The organism is Streptomyces eurocidicus, assembly GCF_002891295.1.
Lineage (GTDB): Bacteria > Actinomycetota > Actinomycetes > Streptomycetales > Streptomycetaceae > Streptomyces > Streptomyces eurocidicus.
In genome coordinates this window covers 690,702-706,333 of the sequence record NZ_LGUI01000002.1, presented here as the reverse complement: position 1 = coordinate 706,333, position 15,632 = coordinate 690,702, and the positions used below count along the sequence as shown (strand labels likewise).

The window sequence follows — 15,632 nt, the reverse complement described above, 5'->3', positions numbered from 1 at the left end:
CCCGGTCGGCGGCCTTACGGGCAGACCTCGCGCAGGAACCGCGCCAGCCGGGCGACGCCTTCCCCGATCTGCTCCGGGTCGAGGTAACTGCACGAGAGCCGCAGCTCGTCGGCGCCGGAGCCGTCCAGGTAGAACTGGTCCATCGGGGTCCACAGCACGCCGTACCGGGAGGCGCACTCGTCCAGCAGGGCGGTGTCGGCGGGGATCGGCAACCGCATGCGGACGAAGAACCCGCCCGCGGGCCGGTTCCAGCTCACGCCCGCCGGGCGCCCGGCGCCCGGGGGGAGATGGCGGTCCAGAGCCGCGAGCAGCAGGCCGAGGTTGCGCTGGTAGAGCGTCGCCCTGTCCCGGCCGAGCGCGGCCAGCGAACCGCCGTTCTCCAGCAGCATCCCGCCGATGACGGCCTGGCTGATGGGCGAGGTGTTGACGGTGACCATGTTCTTGAGGGCCGCCAGTTCGTCGGCGAGCAGCCGCCGCGAGCCGTCCGCCGTGCACACCGTCTGATCGGCCACCGCGAATCCGACCCGGGCGCCGGGCAGGCACACCTTGGCGAAGGTGCCCAGCAGGACCACCCGGGCGTCCTCGTCCAGGGCCTTGAGGCCGGGCAGCCCGGAGCCCGGCGCGGCCGTGAACCCGTAGGCGTTGTCCTCCAGGAGCAGCAGGTCCTCGCGGGCGGCGAAGTCGAGCAGCCGCCTGCGGGTGGCCAGGTCCAGGACGGTGCCGGAGGGGTTGGCGAAGTCCGGGGCCACGTAGAGGGCACGGACGCGCCGGCCGTCGGCGCGGGCGGCCCGGCAGGCCGTCCGCAGCCCGTCGAGGTCGATCCCGTCGGCGGTCTCGTCGACGGCCACGAGGTCGATGTCCAGCAGCCGGGCGGCTCCGGTGATGCCGACGAAGCACGGCTGGACGACGGCGACGAGGTCCCGGCCGGGCCTGCAGAGGGCGCGCAGGGTCAGCAGCATCGCCTCCTGGGCGCCCACGGTGACCACGACCGCGTCCGGGGAGATCCCGAGGCCCTGGTCGAGGTCGAGCGCCCGCGCCACCAGGTCGTTGATCAGGCCGCGGCTCGGGCCGTACTCGTACAGCAGGTGCCGCGCCCGGTCCGGGGACAGACCGCGCCGCTCGGCGGCGTACGCCAGGTAGCTCTCGACGTGCCGGGCGAGGTCGAAGTCGCCGAGATGGGTGAGGTGGGGCGCTCCGGGAGCGAAGGAGATCGCCTCCGGGTACCGGGCCATGACCTCGTTGAGGAAACCGATCGTGCCGAGGACGGGGTCGGCCAGCGAACCGTGCAGTTCGTCCCGCGTGAACCGCACCGCGCCCCGCCCGGGCGCCTCTTCGTGCCGCCCCGCTCCCCCGGGTGCCGCGCTCATCCGGAGGCTCCCGGCCGTGCCCACGCCCTGCCGACCTTCTCCAGCACGTCTTCGCTGTACGAGCGGTACGCCTGCACCAGCGAGAACTCGGCCAGGTACGCCCGGAAGGCGTCGGCCGGCTCCTCGGCGAGTCCGAGCATCCTGCGGTTGGCCACCACCGCCGGGCTGTCCAGCTCCCGTACGCTCGCCTCGACGGCCGCGTCGAGTCCGGCGGTGGGCACGACCTGGTCGCACAGGAAACCGGCGTCCGGGTCGGTCGCGGCGATCCGGTGCCCGCCCAGGATGATCCTGCGGGCCGGCCGGCTTCCGGTGAGCCTGCCGAGCCGGAGGTTGCCCGTGCCCGGCACGATGCCCTCCTGCGCCGCCGGCAGGCTGAAGTAGGCGTCCTCGGCCGCGATGACCCGGTCGAGCACGAGGAGGATCTGCGTACCGCCGCCGATGGCGAACGAGTCCACGACCCCGATCCAGGGCTTCTGCACGGTCCGGTCGGGGAAAGCGTCCGGGTCCGGGTCGGGGATGACGCCCTTGGCCAGCTTGTTGAGCAGGCCCAGCTCCCGGCCGAGCAGGAAGTCCACGAAGGAGATCCGGCCCTCGCGCAGGTGACGCAGGTTGATGCCCGCGCTGAACACCCGGCGGCCGCGGTGGCGAGGGTGGTCCATGACGCCGCCGCGCAGCACTCCGACCCGGACGCCGTCGTCGAGCAGTGCCAGGTCGACGGCCGTCTCCAGGTCCGCCATCAGGCGGTTGTCCTCGGCGTTGAGGCAGCTCTGGTTGTTGACGGTCACATGGGCCGCTGCCCCGCGCCGCTCGATCAGCACGGTTCCCAGGTCGGCCCTGCCGTCCCGGCGGAATCCCGGCAGCAGGTCCAGGGCGCGCCGGGTCGGCAGCAGCATGCTGTCGACGAGGTGCGCGCCGGCCTTCGGGGACCGGAGCAGCGCGCGGAAGAAGATGCCCTGGTCGATCTCCCGCCCTTCCTTGTGGGCCTGGATGTGGCGCAGTTCCGCGGCGATCCGCGCGCGCGTCGGCACGAGACCGGGGAACGCCTCGGCCGCCGCGTAGACGAGTTCGTCCACCCGCGGGTGCCGGGTGCGCCCGTCCGTCAAGGTGTCGTAGACGCTCTCGGCGTGCAGGCGGAGAAAGCGGTCGCGCAGCCGGCGGCCGCCGTCGGCCAGGCGTGCGGCGTCCTGTCGCTGGGTCCGGTCGCGCTCGGGGCGGGGAGGGAGGGCGGCGAGGAGGTCCTCGGCCTCGGAGATGTGCTGTGCCAGTGCCTCGGCGTCCTCCCGCACGGTGCGGCCCAGCGGGGGCCGCGCGGCCTCCCAGCGGTCAACGCGCGGGGCGAGGCCGCTCGTGTCCTCGTCCGTCGCCACCGTGCGGGGGGCGGTGGGGGTACGGTCCTCGCTCATGCCCGCGCCTCCGAGGTTCCCCGTATCCTGCGCAGTTCCCGGTCGCAGGCGGCGAGGTGGGATCCCAGCGCCTCCTCGTAGCCGGTCGTCACCGCCTCCGCCAGCAGCCGGCGCCGCAGCGCCAGTTCACTGCCCGGCACCCCGGAGAGCCGGGCGACCGCCGCGTCCACCGCGGCCCTCGTGTCGTCCACGACCTCGTCGACCAGCGCCAGGTCCAGCGCGTGGCCGGCGGGAATCGCGGCGTCGGTGAGGACGAGCCGGCGGGCCCGGGCCGCGCCCAGCTGGTGGGCCAGGCGGTGGGCGGACATGCCCGGCCACAGCAGGCCACCGTGCCCGGGGAGCGAGAGGCGCAGCGTCCGGTCGGCGATCCGGTGGTCGGCCGCCAGGAGCAGGTCGAGGGCAGGGCCGCCGGTGGCTCCCGCGGCGACGGCCACGGTGGCCGCCCGGGTGCCCTCCAGCCGGCGCACCGCCCGTTCCCACCGGTTCACGTCATGGATGCCGGTGTCACCGGGCCAGTCGGCGCCGCCCGCGGCTCCGGCGGACAGCCACAGCGTCAGCACCGTGCCGGGGCCGCCGTCCTCCGCGACGTCGCACGCCTTGTGCAGCGCGGCCGCGGCCCCGGGGAGCGGGCCGGTGACGTCGACCTCCAGGTCGACCGTGGCACCGACGGCTGCTGCGGGCCCCGGTGCCTCCGGGGCCTCGTGTGGAACGGTCACTTCGCTCTCCTGTTCTCGCGTGGGTCGGGGTGGGGGGACTACCAGCGGAGCAGCGCCGTCTCGATGGTCGAGCCCGGCCCCATCGTCATGAGCACCCCGTACTCGCCGCGGCTGACGACGCCCTCGGCGAGCAGGCGCTCGTACGAGAACAGGAAGGAGCCGCTGGAGAGGTTTCCGTGGTCGCGCAGCACACCGACGGTGTGCCGCACGTCGTGCCGGGTGAGTCCGAGGTTGACGCGCACCGAGTCGATGACTTTCTTGCCGCCGGAGTGCACCAGCCAGTGGGCGATGTCGGAGCGGCGTAGGCCCGTTCCTTCAAGGAGCCGGGCGACGGGCCGCTCGGCGTGCGCGCCGACGACGTAGGGGATGTCACGGTCCAGGAAGAAGCTGAACTTGCCCTGGTCGTCGTCCCATTCGTAGCGCATGGCGGCCACGGCCTCGGGGATGACGCAGCTCGCGTACTTCAGCACGGCGGGGGCGGTGCCGGCCGCCCCCGGCCGCGCGTCCCGCGCTGTGTCGCCGTGCTCGTCCGCGACGACGGTGACCGCGGCGGCACCGTCGCCGAAGAGGCTGTTGACGACGGCGGTGCGCATCGTGCCGTCGAAGACGTACGCGGCGGAGCAGACCTCGGCGCAGACCATCACCGCCAGTCGTCCCGGGTTGGCGCTCGCCCACCCGGTCACCGCGGTCAGGGCGTTGAGCCCGGCGTTGCACCCCATGCCTACGACGTCGAGGCGGGAGGTCTCGGGGCGCAGCCCCAGTTCCTTGACCAGCAGGGCGCTCAGCCCCGGGGTCAGGAACCCGGTGGAGGACACACAGCACAGGTAGCCGATGTCCGCGGGCTCCGCTCCCGCCTCCCGCAGGGCGGCGAGGACGGCGCGACCGCCCAGGTCGACGGCGCCGGTGGCGTGTTTGCGCAGCAGTTCGCCCTGGGTCTCGAAGTGCCAGGTGCCGCCGGGGGCCCGTGGCGGGAGGGTGAGGTGGCGGCGTTCGATGGCGCTGTTGAGGAAGAGCGATCTGATGCGGGGGTCGTCGATGCCGAAGAGGTCGAGGACCTCTCGCTGTGCGTACGAGTCGGGCGGAACGGCCGTCGCGACGGCGGTGATCCGGGGGACGGGTGCCGCCGGACGGCCGTCGGGCTGCGGGCCGCCCGGTGTGCCGGGGCGTGGGGTCGCCTCCGGCAGCAGGTCATGAATCACTGCGACTCCACTGGGTGAGCGGGCGGGGGGTGCGGTGTCGGGGAGGCCCCTGCGCCGTGCGGGGACCGCGCCCGCACGGCTTGCCGTCCCCCGGTCAGCCGCCGAAGTAGTCCTCGGGGCCGGATCCCTCGCGGACGGTGTCCAGGGTGAAGCAGTGGAAGCCGCCGCCGAACAGCCGGCGGTGGCGGTGGCGGACGGGGACGACGGTGAAGCCCCGGCTCTCCAGGGTGCGCATCAGCTCCGGGCACGCCTCGTTCACCAGAACGGTGTCGGGGCCGACCGACAGCACGTTCAGGTCGATGTAGCGGCTGGTGAGGATCAGGTCGTCGTCCTCGTACCGGGGGAAGTTGTTCGACGTGGCCTCGGGCGGGACGATCAGGTCCCAGGAGCGCAGCGGCTCGGGCAGGTACTCCGCGACCTCCTTGGACCGGACCAGCAGGGTCCCGGGGCGCAGGGCGAGCACCATGCTGTCGATGTGGCTGTCGCTCAGGCGGTGCACCCGGTGGACGCGGAACCGCCCTTCGAGGTGGCGCTCCAGCCAGTCCACCGCGAGCGCGTGGTTGGCGGTGGAGATGTTGACCACCAGGTCCTTGCCCAGGCGCAGGCACTGGGCGCCGTCGAACATCATCTCGTGTCCGACGTCGTACGGCGACGGCCGGGGTTCGCCGATCGGCTCGACGGGCCCGCCCGCGGTGGCGGTGCGCGCGTACGAGAGGTCGAAGGAGGCGTCCGTCATCAGGGGGCGGGGCATCACCGTCCAGCGGGCGCCCCGGCGGAAGTAGTCGGCGAAGACCGGGGTGAGGAACTGGGTCTCGAAGTACCGGGAGCGGATCATCGGCGGGGTTTCGATGATCTCGTCACCCAGGATGAGGGTGTTGTCCCTGACGTTGAGCGGCGGGACGACCCCGGCCGACCACGCCGGGGTGCGCACCTCGGCGGCGTCCTGCACCGACATGGGCCGGTGGACCTTCACGGACAGCGACTCCAGGACCTCGGCGATGCCTTCGACGTCCTCGTTGAGCTCCTCGACGTACCGCTGCTTGATCGGCGAGCGGGCCGCCCGGGGCGCCCCCTCCGGCGAGGGGCCCACCCGGGGGTAGTACCACTCGGAGCGGGAGACGTTGTCCTGGGTGATGTTCTCGTGGAAGAACAGGTCGAAGGACAGCTCCCGTTCGTGGGAGGTGTAGTTCTGCGCCGATCCGACGATGACCTCCTTGAGCGGGGACCACTCGTCGTAGCTGTTCAGCGACATCGGAACCTTTCCAGGGGTACGTGGGTGGGGTGCGTGCCGGCCGACATGGGTCAGTCGCCGGTGAAGAGCGGCTCGAGCCGGAGCCGGATCTCCTGGGCCGCCGCCAGGGACTCGGCGACCACACAGCAGTGGAGGGCGTCGTCGGGGCGGTTGAAGGCGCTGGCGAGGACGACGCCGGTGCGGGTCGCCGGGTCGTAGGCCAGACCGGCGCCGGAGATCCGGGCCACGACCGCGGCGAAGGACGGTGCGGTCCAGCCCTCCGGCCACAGGTGTTCGAACAGGACCCGGTCGCGGGCGTAGTCGGCGCCGACGACCTGCTCGCCGATCACGGCGTAGACATGGGTGGATCCGGTGACCCGGCCGTTGTACTCGGTGAACAGGACGTCGCCGTCGGGTGTGACGATGCCGTCCGCGCTGAGCCTGCCCCGGTAGCCCATCGCGTGCAGGGGCTCGCACAGCAGCCGCCCCGCCGCCACGAGCCGCTGTGCCTGATCCGGCGTCAGTGCCGGGGCGGGGATGATCTGGGCGATCGCGAAGGGCTCGGACAGCATGTCGCCCTGCCCGCCGAACTCGATGCCTTCGTCCGTGATGAGGAATTCCGCGAACGCGGCGGCGCTGTCGGGGAAGTAGCGCTCGACCACCACCTGGTTGCGGCCGTCGCCCGAGAGCGCGTCCCACCGCTCCGCGAGGTACGCGTGGACAGCGGCCCGGTCGGTCACGACGGTCGCGCTCCGGGCCCCGATCGGCCGGACGCCGTCGTAGGGGCTGAGGATCTCGTTGCCCTTGCCGCTGGAGAGGAACTCGTGCTTGAGGATCGCGACATGGCCCGCCGCCAGCAGCTTGAGCACGGCCTCCTCGGCCGCCTGCGGGGTGGGGCAGACCGTGCCTTCCGGTATCGGCGCTCCGGCGCCCGCCGCCACGGCGCGGAAGAACGCCTTGCTGTTGACGATGGCCCCGCCGCCCTGGCTGACGAACGCGTACCCCGGCATCCGGTTCTCGAGGCCCAGCGCCTCGGCCAGGGAGGCGATCGCGGCATCGGGAAACAGCGCGAGGACGCTGTCGACGGCGGCACCGGCGACGGCCTCGCCCAGTTCGTCGAGGAATTCCTTGTCGCGAAGCCGGTCGGACGTCAGCATCTCCGCCCCGAGATGGCCGGGCGGCGGAATTATCACTTTCAGCGAGGAGAGCCGGGTTCCGGTCATCGAGGTGACGTACCGCAGGTAATCCTCTTCGGGCCGTACCGGCAGGACGAGTATGTCGCCGTCCTGGGCGAACCAGACCAGTCGCTGTACCCACCAGCCGGCACCCGGACGTTTGCGCAACTCTTCACCGAAGTCGTTTCCGACAAGCAGTCTCGTCACCGCGTATCTCCGTCCGTTTCCGGTCGCCTGACTCATGATCAACTCGAATTGACTGAGCCATCGTTCAGAAGAGCGGAAAACATGTCAAGGAAAGATGATCAAGTAGAAAAAATGGTAGTGACAAATGCGTCGTCCGGTGCTATGCGGAACCACGCGATCGCCGGGTGCCGGGGACGGGCACCGAATCGGGCCGGGTCAGGCCGCCGACTCCGCTTCCCGCGCCAGCAGATCGGAGAACGCGGCCCACCGTCTGGCGTGTTCACGCGCCAGACTCGCGCAGACGTCACGGCGGTGCGCGGGGACGGCGGCCGCCAGCTGTTCCCACGACTCGCGGGGCATGGCGTTGACCGTCAGGAGGCGCAGGAGTTCCCGCCCCGCTTCGGAGAAGCGCAAGGAAGGATCCCGCCGCAGGCTGTCCACCGCGGTGGACGGCCCGTCCGGGAGAGGGTTCGTCCCGCCGGGATCCGTCACGGCGGCGGCCCGGACGCCCGTGGCGGACCGGGTCCGCGTGGCCGGCCCGGCGGTCGCGGAGGGGCGGCGGTCCGCGCCGTCGAGGTTCCGGAGCTTGTCCGGGACGGGGTCCCGCCCCTGGCGCAGCCGTTCGCGTACGTCCCGGACGGTCGCCGGGGCCACCCCGGCGGCCGCCGCGATCTGCCGGAGCGAGCTCTCCGGCCGTTCCTTGATCAGCTCGGCCGCGCGGAGCCGCCCTTCGGCCGGTCTGAGCGGGCGCGCCTTGCCGTCACGGCCGGTTCTGGCGGTCAACTGCGCGGTTTCGTCAGTTGAACGCTTCCGGATCGACCCGACGGTGGCGGCCGAGAGGCCCGTCGTCGCGGCCACCCGCCGGTCGGACCACTCGGGGTGGGACGCGATGAATCGCGACGCCGCCGCCCGCCGGTCGGCCCGTGACAGCGGCAGGCCGTGCTGGGCATTCAGCCTGACGGCGAGGAGGAATGCCTCCTCGTCGCTCCCGTCGAAGAACTGGACCGGCAGCCGTTCGGCACCGCGGCGCTTGGCCGCGAGTAACCGGTGCATTCCGTCGATGACGCGCATCGTGTGGCGCTGGACCACGATCGGCGGAAGCGGGGTTTCAAGTCCGGCCAGTTTTCGGACATGACCCTCCACCACGCCGTCGACTCTTGGTGAATCGGCCAGGAACAGGTCACTGACCTGTGCCAGCACTACGGTGGATCCATCCCGCTTTCCCGGGACGCGGGCCGAATGAGGTGCCGTCATGGCACTCCCGAGGGATTTCATTGAATTTCTCGCATATTTCCGACAGAGGACCGGAACGCGACAGGAATGAAGGCAGCACGGACCGGCGGACGGAGACCGCCCGCCGCGGGATCCGGCTACGAAATTCCCGCCCGCCCCGGAGACGTGTACCCATGAGAATCGGCGTGGCGCCGCTCGGCGGACAGGCCGAAGGAATTGTGAAACGTCATGTCCCGTGCCCTCCCCCTTGGCATCTCGGCCCGACCCTGCCACAGAGGAGTCACGCCATCAACTGACCTTGATACGACCCGGTTCGAGGCACCGCACACCCCGGGCGCGGTTCGGCGCACGGCCTTCCGGAGTCCCCCGCCGACCGCCTCCGCCCTGAAATCACGGGGGTGACGCCAAGGCAAGCGGAGGCCCCGGCGGCGCGCCCGCCCGGAGCCTCCCGGCGAGCCGTCCGCGCGCAAGGGCGCCACACCCGGAAGTGATCTTGTACGACAGTGTTCATGCCGCCGTCACAATCCGGGGGTGGAGCATGACACGCGGAAGCCGTGCGGGTCGAGCCCCGGGGCGGAAGAACGGAGCCCCGTACCGGAGCCGCAGCCCCCCCCGGGAGGCATGACCGAGCATCGCGCAGCGTGGCGGAGGCTTCGGTTCCGCCGGAGCGACCCAGCCCGGCCCGGACCGGTTTCGTCTCCGCCGTCACATCTTCGCGACACGCTTCGTCAGTGTGGGAGCAGGCACTCACCATGCGGCACCGCACCGCCTGCGCGGTGCGGTACGCCCTCCTCTCCTCCACAGGACGTCCTCCATGCCCGAAAGACCCCGCGGCGCCGTGCGTCTCGCCCTCGCCGCCGCCCTCCTCTCCTCCCTCGCCCCCGCCGCGCTTCTCACCTCCGCCTCTCCCGCCTCCGCCGCCTCCCTGGCGATGTGGGAGCGGATGGCCCAGTGCGAGAGCTCGGGCGACTGGACCGTCGTCAACCCCGACGGCCCGTACTACGGCGGCCTCCAGATCATGAAGCCCACCTGGGACGCCTACAACGGACGGGAGTTCGCCGAGTACCCGCACAAGGCGTCCAAGAAGGAGCAGATCACCGTCGCGGAAAGGATCCTCCGGGGTTCCGGGGCGAGCCAGTGGGGCAGCTGCGCCCGCGAGAAGGGCCTGGTCGACGACGGCGTCGACCCGTACCCGCGCGCCACCCCGCCCGTCACCCGCGTCACGGGCCCGGAGGACCGCGGCGTCCTCAGCGGTACGGTCACGCTGTCCGCGTCGGTGAGCGAGGAGGCGGGGAAGCCGGCCGGTGCCGCCTTCTTCGTGGACGGCGACGCCGCCGGTACGGCTTCCGGGGCCGGGCCCTCGTACAGCGTGAGCCTGGACACCACGACCCTGGCGGAGGGGCCGCACACCGTGACCGCCCGCGCGGTCAACGACGCCGGCCGGACCGGGCCGATGTCCTCGGGCGTCTCCTTCTTCGTCGCCAACCGGGGCACGGCCGGCCGTACCACCGGCGACTTCGACGGCGACGGCAAGGCCGACGTCGCGATCCTCTACGGCTACGACCGGGAGGGCGACAACAACCACACCGCGCTGTGGACCCTGCTCAGCACGGGCCAGGGCTCGTTCGCCACGCCGGTGAAGGTGTGGGACAACCTGGAGGCCGGTTCCGGCTCCTGGGACTGGGCCGATTCCAAGGTCACCGCTGGGGACTTCAACGGCGACGGCAGGACGGACATCGGCGTCCTCTACAACGAGGGCCGGGACGAGGCCGGGAACAACCGCACCGCGCTGTGGACCTTCACCAGCCACGGCTCCGGCTTCGACAAGCCGGTGAAGCGGTGGCGGAGCACCCGGTCATGGGACTGGAAGCGGTCCAAGCCGGTCGCGGGCGACTTCAACGGCGACGGCAAGGCCGACGTCGGCATCCTCTACAACGAGGGAAGGGACGACACCGGAGACTTCCGCACCGCCTTCCACATCGCCTACGCCACGGCCGACGGGATCCGGGAGCCCAAGCGGGCGTGGGACAACAATGACCGCACCACCGGGTCCTGGAACTGGCAGAGCAGCAAGCCGGTCGCCGGGGACTTCAACGGCGACGGCAAAGCCGACCTCGGCATCCTCTACAACGAGGGCAAGGACAGCACCGGCGACTTCCGGACCGCCTTCCACATCGGCTACGGCCGCGCCGACGGCATCGCCGGGCCGAAGCGCGTCTGGGACAACAACGACCGCACCACCGGATCCTGGAACTGGGAACGCAGCAAGCCCGTCGCCGGAGACTTCAACGGCGACGGCAAAGCCGACCTCGGCATCCTCTACGACGAAGGCAAGGACAAGACCGGAAGCAACCGCACCGCCTTCCACATCGCCTACGGCCGCGCCGACGGCGTCAACGCCCCCAAGCGCGCGTGGGACAACAACGACCGCACCACCGGCAGTTGGAACGCCGACTCCGCCAAGCCGACCGCCGGTGACTTCGACGGCGACGGCAAGGCCGACCTGGGCGTCCTCTACAACAGCGGCGAGACCCCCGAAGGCAAGGGCGAGGTCAAGCTGTTCACCTTCGCCGGCCGCGCCGAGGCCGTCTCCCCGCCGGCCGAGTCCTGGGGCAGCCGTACGTTCAGCTCCTGGCGGTGGTACCGCAGCGACCTGGCCTGACACATGGCGGGCGCGTAACCCCCTGCCGTCCGTCGCCTCCACCCCACCAGCCCCCGCCGTGCGACAGCGCGGCGGGGCTTCGGTTTCTCCGGAACAACTCAAAAGAAATTCCGTCTCCACCGTCACATCTTCGCGACGCGCTTCGTCAAGGTGATGCGGGCACTCACCACGCGGCACCGCACCGCCTGTGCGGCCGCGAAGTACGCCCCCTGCCCGCGGGGGCTTCTCGTCACCTGCGTTGTTCCTCGCTTCGACGTGTCTGGAGACACCCATGCTTCTGAAGGAATCCGCCCGCCGTGGCGCGTCCCTGATCCTCGTGACCGCGATCGCCTCGGCCGCCCTTGCCACCGGGACGGCACACGCCGAATCCCGGCAGTCCGACGGGATGCCGGTGGTCTCGACAGGCACCCTCGGCCACGGCGCCGCCGCGGGAAGCCGCGTCACACGGCAACAGGTGCTGGACCGGGCGAGAGACTGGGCCGCCAACAAGGTTCCGTACAGCGAGAACGGACTCAACTCGCCCTACAGCTGGTACAAGGACGAGGCGACGGGCGGCTGGTACCGCCAGGACTGCTCGGGCTACGTCTCCATGGCCTGGATGCTCAAGCAGAGCCGCAACACCTGGTCCCTGCGCGATGTCACGACCCGGATCAGCACGTCCGACCTCAAACCCGGCGACATCCTCAACAACACGCAGAGCCACGTCATCATCTTCGCCGGCTGGATCGACAAGTCGGCCCGGACGTTCTACTACTACTCCGAGAGCGGCCGCAGAGTGGTCACCCAGCGCTATGTGGGGAACCTCAACGACTCCTGGCTCTCGGGCCACCCCACCGACGGCTACGGTGCGTACCGTTACGACAACATAGTCGACGGGCCCGTCACTCCCGAGCCGGGCGCCGAGGACACCGGCGCCGGTCCGGCCGAGGCCAAGGTGACCGGCCCGGCGGACCAGGCGATCCTGGACGGTCAGGTCTCCCTCACCGCCTCGGCGTCCGAGAGCGTCGGCACCCCCACCGGCATGGAGTTCTACGTCGACGGCCGGCTGGTGGAGTCCGTCGCCACCCCCGGCACCCAGTACGCCGCGTCCCTGGACACCACCGAACTGGCGGACGGCCCGCACACCCTGACCGTCCGGGCCAAGAACGCGGCCGGCAAGGACGGCCCGATGTCCGCCGCGTCCGGCTTCTTCGTCGCCAACAAGGCTGTCCCCAGCACCACCACCGGCGACTTCGACGGCGACGGCAAGGCCGACATCGCCGTCCTCTACAACAACGGCAGGTCCGACGCGGGCAAGAACATGACCTCGCTGTACAAGTTCACCAGCAACGGTCATGGCTTCGACGCGCCCGTCAAGGTGTGGGACAACGAAGCGGCCTCCGCCGGGAGCTGGAACGCCGACCGCAGCAAGATGACCGTCGGGGACTTCAACGGCGACGGGAAGACGGACGTCGCGGTCCTGTACAACGACGGCCGGGACGACACCGGTGACTTCCGCACCTCGCTGTACGAGTTCCTCAGCGACGGCAAGTCGTTCAAGGCCCCGGCCAAGGTCTGGGACAACAACGACCGGACCACGGGCAGCTGGACCTGGGAGCGCAGCAAGCCGGTCGCGGGCGACTTCAACGGCGACGGCAAGGCCGACCTCGGCATCCTCTACAACGAGGGCCAGGGCGACGACAACATGAACCACACGGCCTTCCACATCATGTACTCGTACGACGGCGGGATCCGGGGCCCGAAGCGCGTCTGGGACAACAACGACCGCACCACCGGGTCCTGGAACTGGGAACGCAGCAAGCCCGTCGCCGGAGACTTCAACGGCGACGGCAAGGCCGACCTCGGCATCCTGTACAACGAGGGCAAGGACGACACCGGAGACTTCCGCACCGCCTTCCACATCGGCTACGGCACCACCGATGCCATCACCCGGCCGAAGCGCGTCTGGGACAACAACGACCGGACCACCGGGTCCTGGAACTGGGAGCGCAGCAAGCCGGTCGCGGGCGACTTCAACGGCGACGGCAAGGCCGACCTCGGCATCCTCTACGACGAGGGCAAGGACAAGTCCGGAAGCAACCGCACCGCCTTCCACATCGCCTACGGCCGCACCGACGGCATCGCCGGGCCGAAGCGCGCGTGGGACAACAACGACACCACGACCGGCAGCTGGAACGCCGACCGCAGCAAGCTGGTGGCCGGTGACTTCGACGGCGACGGCAAGGCCGACCTGGGCGTCCTCTACAACAAGGGTCAGGAGAAGGACGGGAAGAACGAGGTCGCGCTGCACACCTTCGCGGGTCGTGACGACGCGGTCTCCCGGCCGGTGAAGGTCTGGGACAACGAGAACTCCACCAGCTGGAACTGGTACCGCAGCGACCTCGGCTGAGCGAGCGGGCCCGTGCGGCTCCGGACCGACCGCGGTGTGCGGCCGGCCCGGAGCAAGGCGCTGGGGTTCGGCAGGGGAACCTCGGTGCTGCTGGGGTGCTCAGGACGCGACTGGCCGGCCTTCGGCCGGGGCTTGTCGGGGCGCGACTCGCCGGCCTTCGGCTTGGCGGCGGCCTGGAAGGCGGCCGTCGAGCGGGGCGCCGCCCCGTCCGCGCCGCCATCGCCGTCGGTGGCCGCCAGGGCGGTGCCGACGACGGTCATGGTCAGGGCCAGTGCGGCGGTGGCGACCGCGGCGACCGCTGCCGTGGTGGGAATGCGGGACGTGCGCATGACGGGGCTCCCCGGGTGGAGACGTGGATCTCGCGGTACGTTCCCGCGATCCGCTCATCCTTGCCCGGCCCGCTGACGCGCCGCTCACGTCCGGCTGATGTCCCGCTCACGTCCGACGGCGCCTCCTGGTACGTGGCCACGGCGTCGGCCGGGGCGCACTGCTCCCGGGCCAGGGCCACCAGCTCCTCGAAGCGGTGCGCGTCCAGCAGCGTCTCCGGCATCCGCAGGACGTAGCCCGCGCCCTGGGTGATCAGCCCGACCCCGTGCGTCCCGGCCCCGGCGGCCGTGAGCAAGGTCCGCAGCCTGGACACATGGCCCTGGATGACCCCGCGCGCGTGGAGCGGTGGCTCATGGTCCCAGAGCGCCGCCGTCAGCCGCTCGACCGAGAGCGGGTAGTTAGGCCTCAGCAGCAGGGCGGCGAGCAGGCTGCGCCGTTTGGCGGGGCCGAGCGGGACGTCGCCGGTCTCGGTGCCGATGGCCACCGTGCCGAGCAGCCGGAATTCCACGGATCCAATGCCTCCTGGTAGGAAAGAACCAGGATGCCGGAGTTCCGGGGCATGCCCGACCGGGAGGCACTCGGGCCGGGGGCGGAGCGGGGCGCTCCCCGCCCTCCCCGCCGCCCGCCCGCAGCGGTAGCGGCCTCCCGGAGGTGGTCGTACGGGAGCGGGCGGGCCGTCGGGGCTCGGTCAGCCGACGAAGTCCTGCGCCCACCAGTAGTTGCCGTTCGCGTCGATCGTCACGCCGACGCCGGTGTACTTGTGCTGGTCGCCCAGGATATTCTGCTCGTGCAGCGGCTCCTTGATCCAGGCGTCGACCACCGACGGGGCGTCCTTCCAGAAGCCGCGGGCGCCCGCCGCGTTCTCGGCGGTCTCGCTGAACGGGCGCGGGTAGCCGTACTTGCGGAGCGAGTCCATCGTCCCGATGTAGTGGCCCTGCTGCTGGCGCCGGGCCTGCTCGTCGGCCTCGTCCTGGGCGGCGCGCTCGACGACCGGGTCGTACTGGAGCCGCGCCTTGCCGTGCTGCGCGCGGTAGTCGTTGACGAGGTCGAAGACCTGGCGCTGCAGCGACTTGGTGTCCGGGTTCGGGTTCGGGTTCTGGCCGCCGTCGGAGAACTTCCACACCTGGGACGCGGTGTAGTTGCAGCTGTAGAGCTGGACCGGGGTGCCGTCGTTGGTGTTGCCGCCGCGCACGTCCAGGCACTTGTTGGACTGCGGGTTGACCAGGACGTCACCCTGGTAGCGCACCCACTTCTGGGCGCCCGTGCCGTTGCAGTCCCACAGCTGGACGGGGGTGCCGTCGGCGGTGCCGCTGGACGCCACGTCCAGACACTTGCCGAACGCGGTCATCGTGGCGCCGATCTCACCGGGCTGCTCGACGTACATCCACTGCTGGGACTCCGTGCCGTTGCAGCCGTAGAGCTGCACCGGGGTGCCGTTGTCACGGACGCCGCCGCGCACGTCCAGGCACTTGCCGGCGAGTCCGACGAGCGGGCCGGCCTGTGCGGCCGCCTGCGCCGTCGCGGGCAGGCTGGCGACGCCGAACGCGGCCAGGGCGACGGCGCCCCATATGGACGACTTCTTGGATATTGCCTGCATGGGCCGGTTCCTCGCTCATCGAATGCTCCCGGACGCGATCCGCCCGGGTGTTTGTCTCGATGAGGCTAGGAACGGGTGTTCAAGAAATGATCAACGCCTGTTTGACGAGCGGTCAACGTCCGCTCGGCTCCCTCCCGGCCGGGGGGG

Annotated in this window: 11 protein-coding genes; 2 read left to right on the top strand and 9 right to left on the bottom strand. The window is 71.2% G+C overall.

Features of this window, described 5'->3' with window-relative positions:
* Nucleotides 1-14: 14 nt before the first annotated feature.
* The 7 genes from AF335_RS07940 to AF335_RS07910 form a co-directional block, all read right to left on the bottom strand.
* A complete protein-coding gene (locus AF335_RS07940; RefSeq protein WP_102917913.1) occupies nt 15-1,367 on the bottom strand; it encodes an aminotransferase-like domain-containing protein in 1,353 nt (450 codons plus the stop codon).
* The gene (gene dpgC, locus AF335_RS07935; protein WP_102917552.1) at nt 1,364-2,770 is read right to left on the bottom strand and encodes a (3,5-dihydroxyphenyl)acetyl-CoA 1,2-dioxygenase DpgC; all 1,407 of its coding nucleotides are present in this window, start codon (nt 2,768-2,770) and stop codon (nt 1,364-1,366) included. Before dpgC ends, AF335_RS07940 begins: the two co-directional genes overlap by 4 nt.
* The gene (dpgB, locus tag AF335_RS07930) at nt 2,767-3,486 is read right to left on the bottom strand and encodes an enoyl-CoA-hydratase DpgB (RefSeq protein ID WP_244926954.1); all 720 of its coding nucleotides are present in this window, start codon (nt 3,484-3,486) and stop codon (nt 2,767-2,769) included. The genes dpgC and dpgB overlap by 4 nt, the downstream gene beginning before the upstream one ends.
* A 38-nt stretch (nt 3,487-3,524) precedes the next feature.
* Nucleotides 3,525-4,685, bottom strand: coding sequence for a 3,5-dihydroxyphenylacetyl-CoA synthase DpgA (dpgA, locus tag AF335_RS07925; protein ID WP_376697859.1), 1,161 nt, complete (start codon nt 4,683-4,685; stop codon nt 3,525-3,527).
* Nucleotides 4,686-4,779: 94 nt separating this feature from the next.
* Nucleotides 4,780-5,937: a glycine amidinotransferase gene (locus tag AF335_RS07920; protein ID WP_102917551.1), complete on the bottom strand. Its 1,158-nt coding sequence runs from the start codon at nt 5,935-5,937 to the stop codon at nt 4,780-4,782.
* 50 nt (nt 5,938-5,987) lie between these two features.
* Nucleotides 5,988-7,298 (bottom strand): preATP grasp domain-containing protein, encoded by a 1,311-nt coding sequence (locus AF335_RS07915; protein WP_102917550.1) that lies wholly within the window; start codon nt 7,296-7,298, stop codon nt 5,988-5,990.
* Between the two features lie 195 nt (nt 7,299-7,493).
* A complete protein-coding gene (locus AF335_RS07910; RefSeq protein ID WP_244926953.1) occupies nt 7,494-8,477 on the bottom strand; it encodes a ParB/RepB/Spo0J family partition protein in 984 nt (327 codons plus the stop codon).
* 847 nt (nt 8,478-9,324) lie between these two features.
* Here AF335_RS07910 and AF335_RS07905 point away from each other — a divergent pair.
* On the top strand, nt 9,325-11,172 hold the full coding sequence (locus AF335_RS07905; protein WP_102917548.1) for an FG-GAP-like repeat-containing protein: 1,848 nt from the start codon (nt 9,325-9,327) through the stop codon (nt 11,170-11,172).
* Nucleotides 11,173-11,443: 271 nt separating this feature from the next.
* Nucleotides 11,444-13,561: an FG-GAP-like repeat-containing protein gene (locus AF335_RS07900; RefSeq protein ID WP_102917547.1), complete on the top strand. Its 2,118-nt coding sequence runs from the start codon at nt 11,444-11,446 to the stop codon at nt 13,559-13,561.
* A gap of 262 nt (nt 13,562-13,823) precedes the next feature.
* Here AF335_RS07900 and AF335_RS07895 read toward each other — a convergent pair whose 3' ends face one another.
* On the bottom strand, nt 13,824-14,396 hold the full coding sequence (locus AF335_RS07895) for an AfsR/SARP family transcriptional regulator (protein WP_102917546.1): 573 nt from the start codon (nt 14,394-14,396) through the stop codon (nt 13,824-13,826).
* Between the two features lie 180 nt (nt 14,397-14,576).
* Nucleotides 14,577-15,485: a CAP domain-containing protein gene (locus AF335_RS34480; protein WP_170127625.1), complete on the bottom strand. Its 909-nt coding sequence runs from the start codon at nt 15,483-15,485 to the stop codon at nt 14,577-14,579.
* Nucleotides 15,486-15,632: the final 147 nt, after the last annotated feature.

What these genes read in the sequence shown, in the direction of transcription:
- AF335_RS34480 (WP_170127625.1), bottom strand. Translation starts at nt 15,485, where the DNA reads ATGCAGGCAATATCCAAGAAGTCGTCCATATGGGGCGCCGTCGCCCTG.
- AF335_RS07905 (WP_102917548.1), top strand. Translation starts at nt 9,325, where the DNA reads ATGCCCGAAAGACCCCGCGGCGCCGTGCGTCTCGCCCTCGCCGCCGCC.
- AF335_RS07920 (WP_102917551.1), bottom strand. Translation starts at nt 5,937, where the DNA reads ATGTCGCTGAACAGCTACGACGAGTGGTCCCCGCTCAAGGAGGTCATC.
- AF335_RS07900 (WP_102917547.1), top strand. Translation starts at nt 11,444, where the DNA reads ATGCTTCTGAAGGAATCCGCCCGCCGTGGCGCGTCCCTGATCCTCGTG.
- AF335_RS07940 (WP_102917913.1), bottom strand. Translation starts at nt 1,367, where the DNA reads ATGAGCGCGGCACCCGGGGGAGCGGGGCGGCACGAAGAGGCGCCCGGG.
- dpgC (WP_102917552.1), bottom strand. Translation starts at nt 2,770, where the DNA reads ATGAGCGAGGACCGTACCCCCACCGCCCCCCGCACGGTGGCGACGGAC.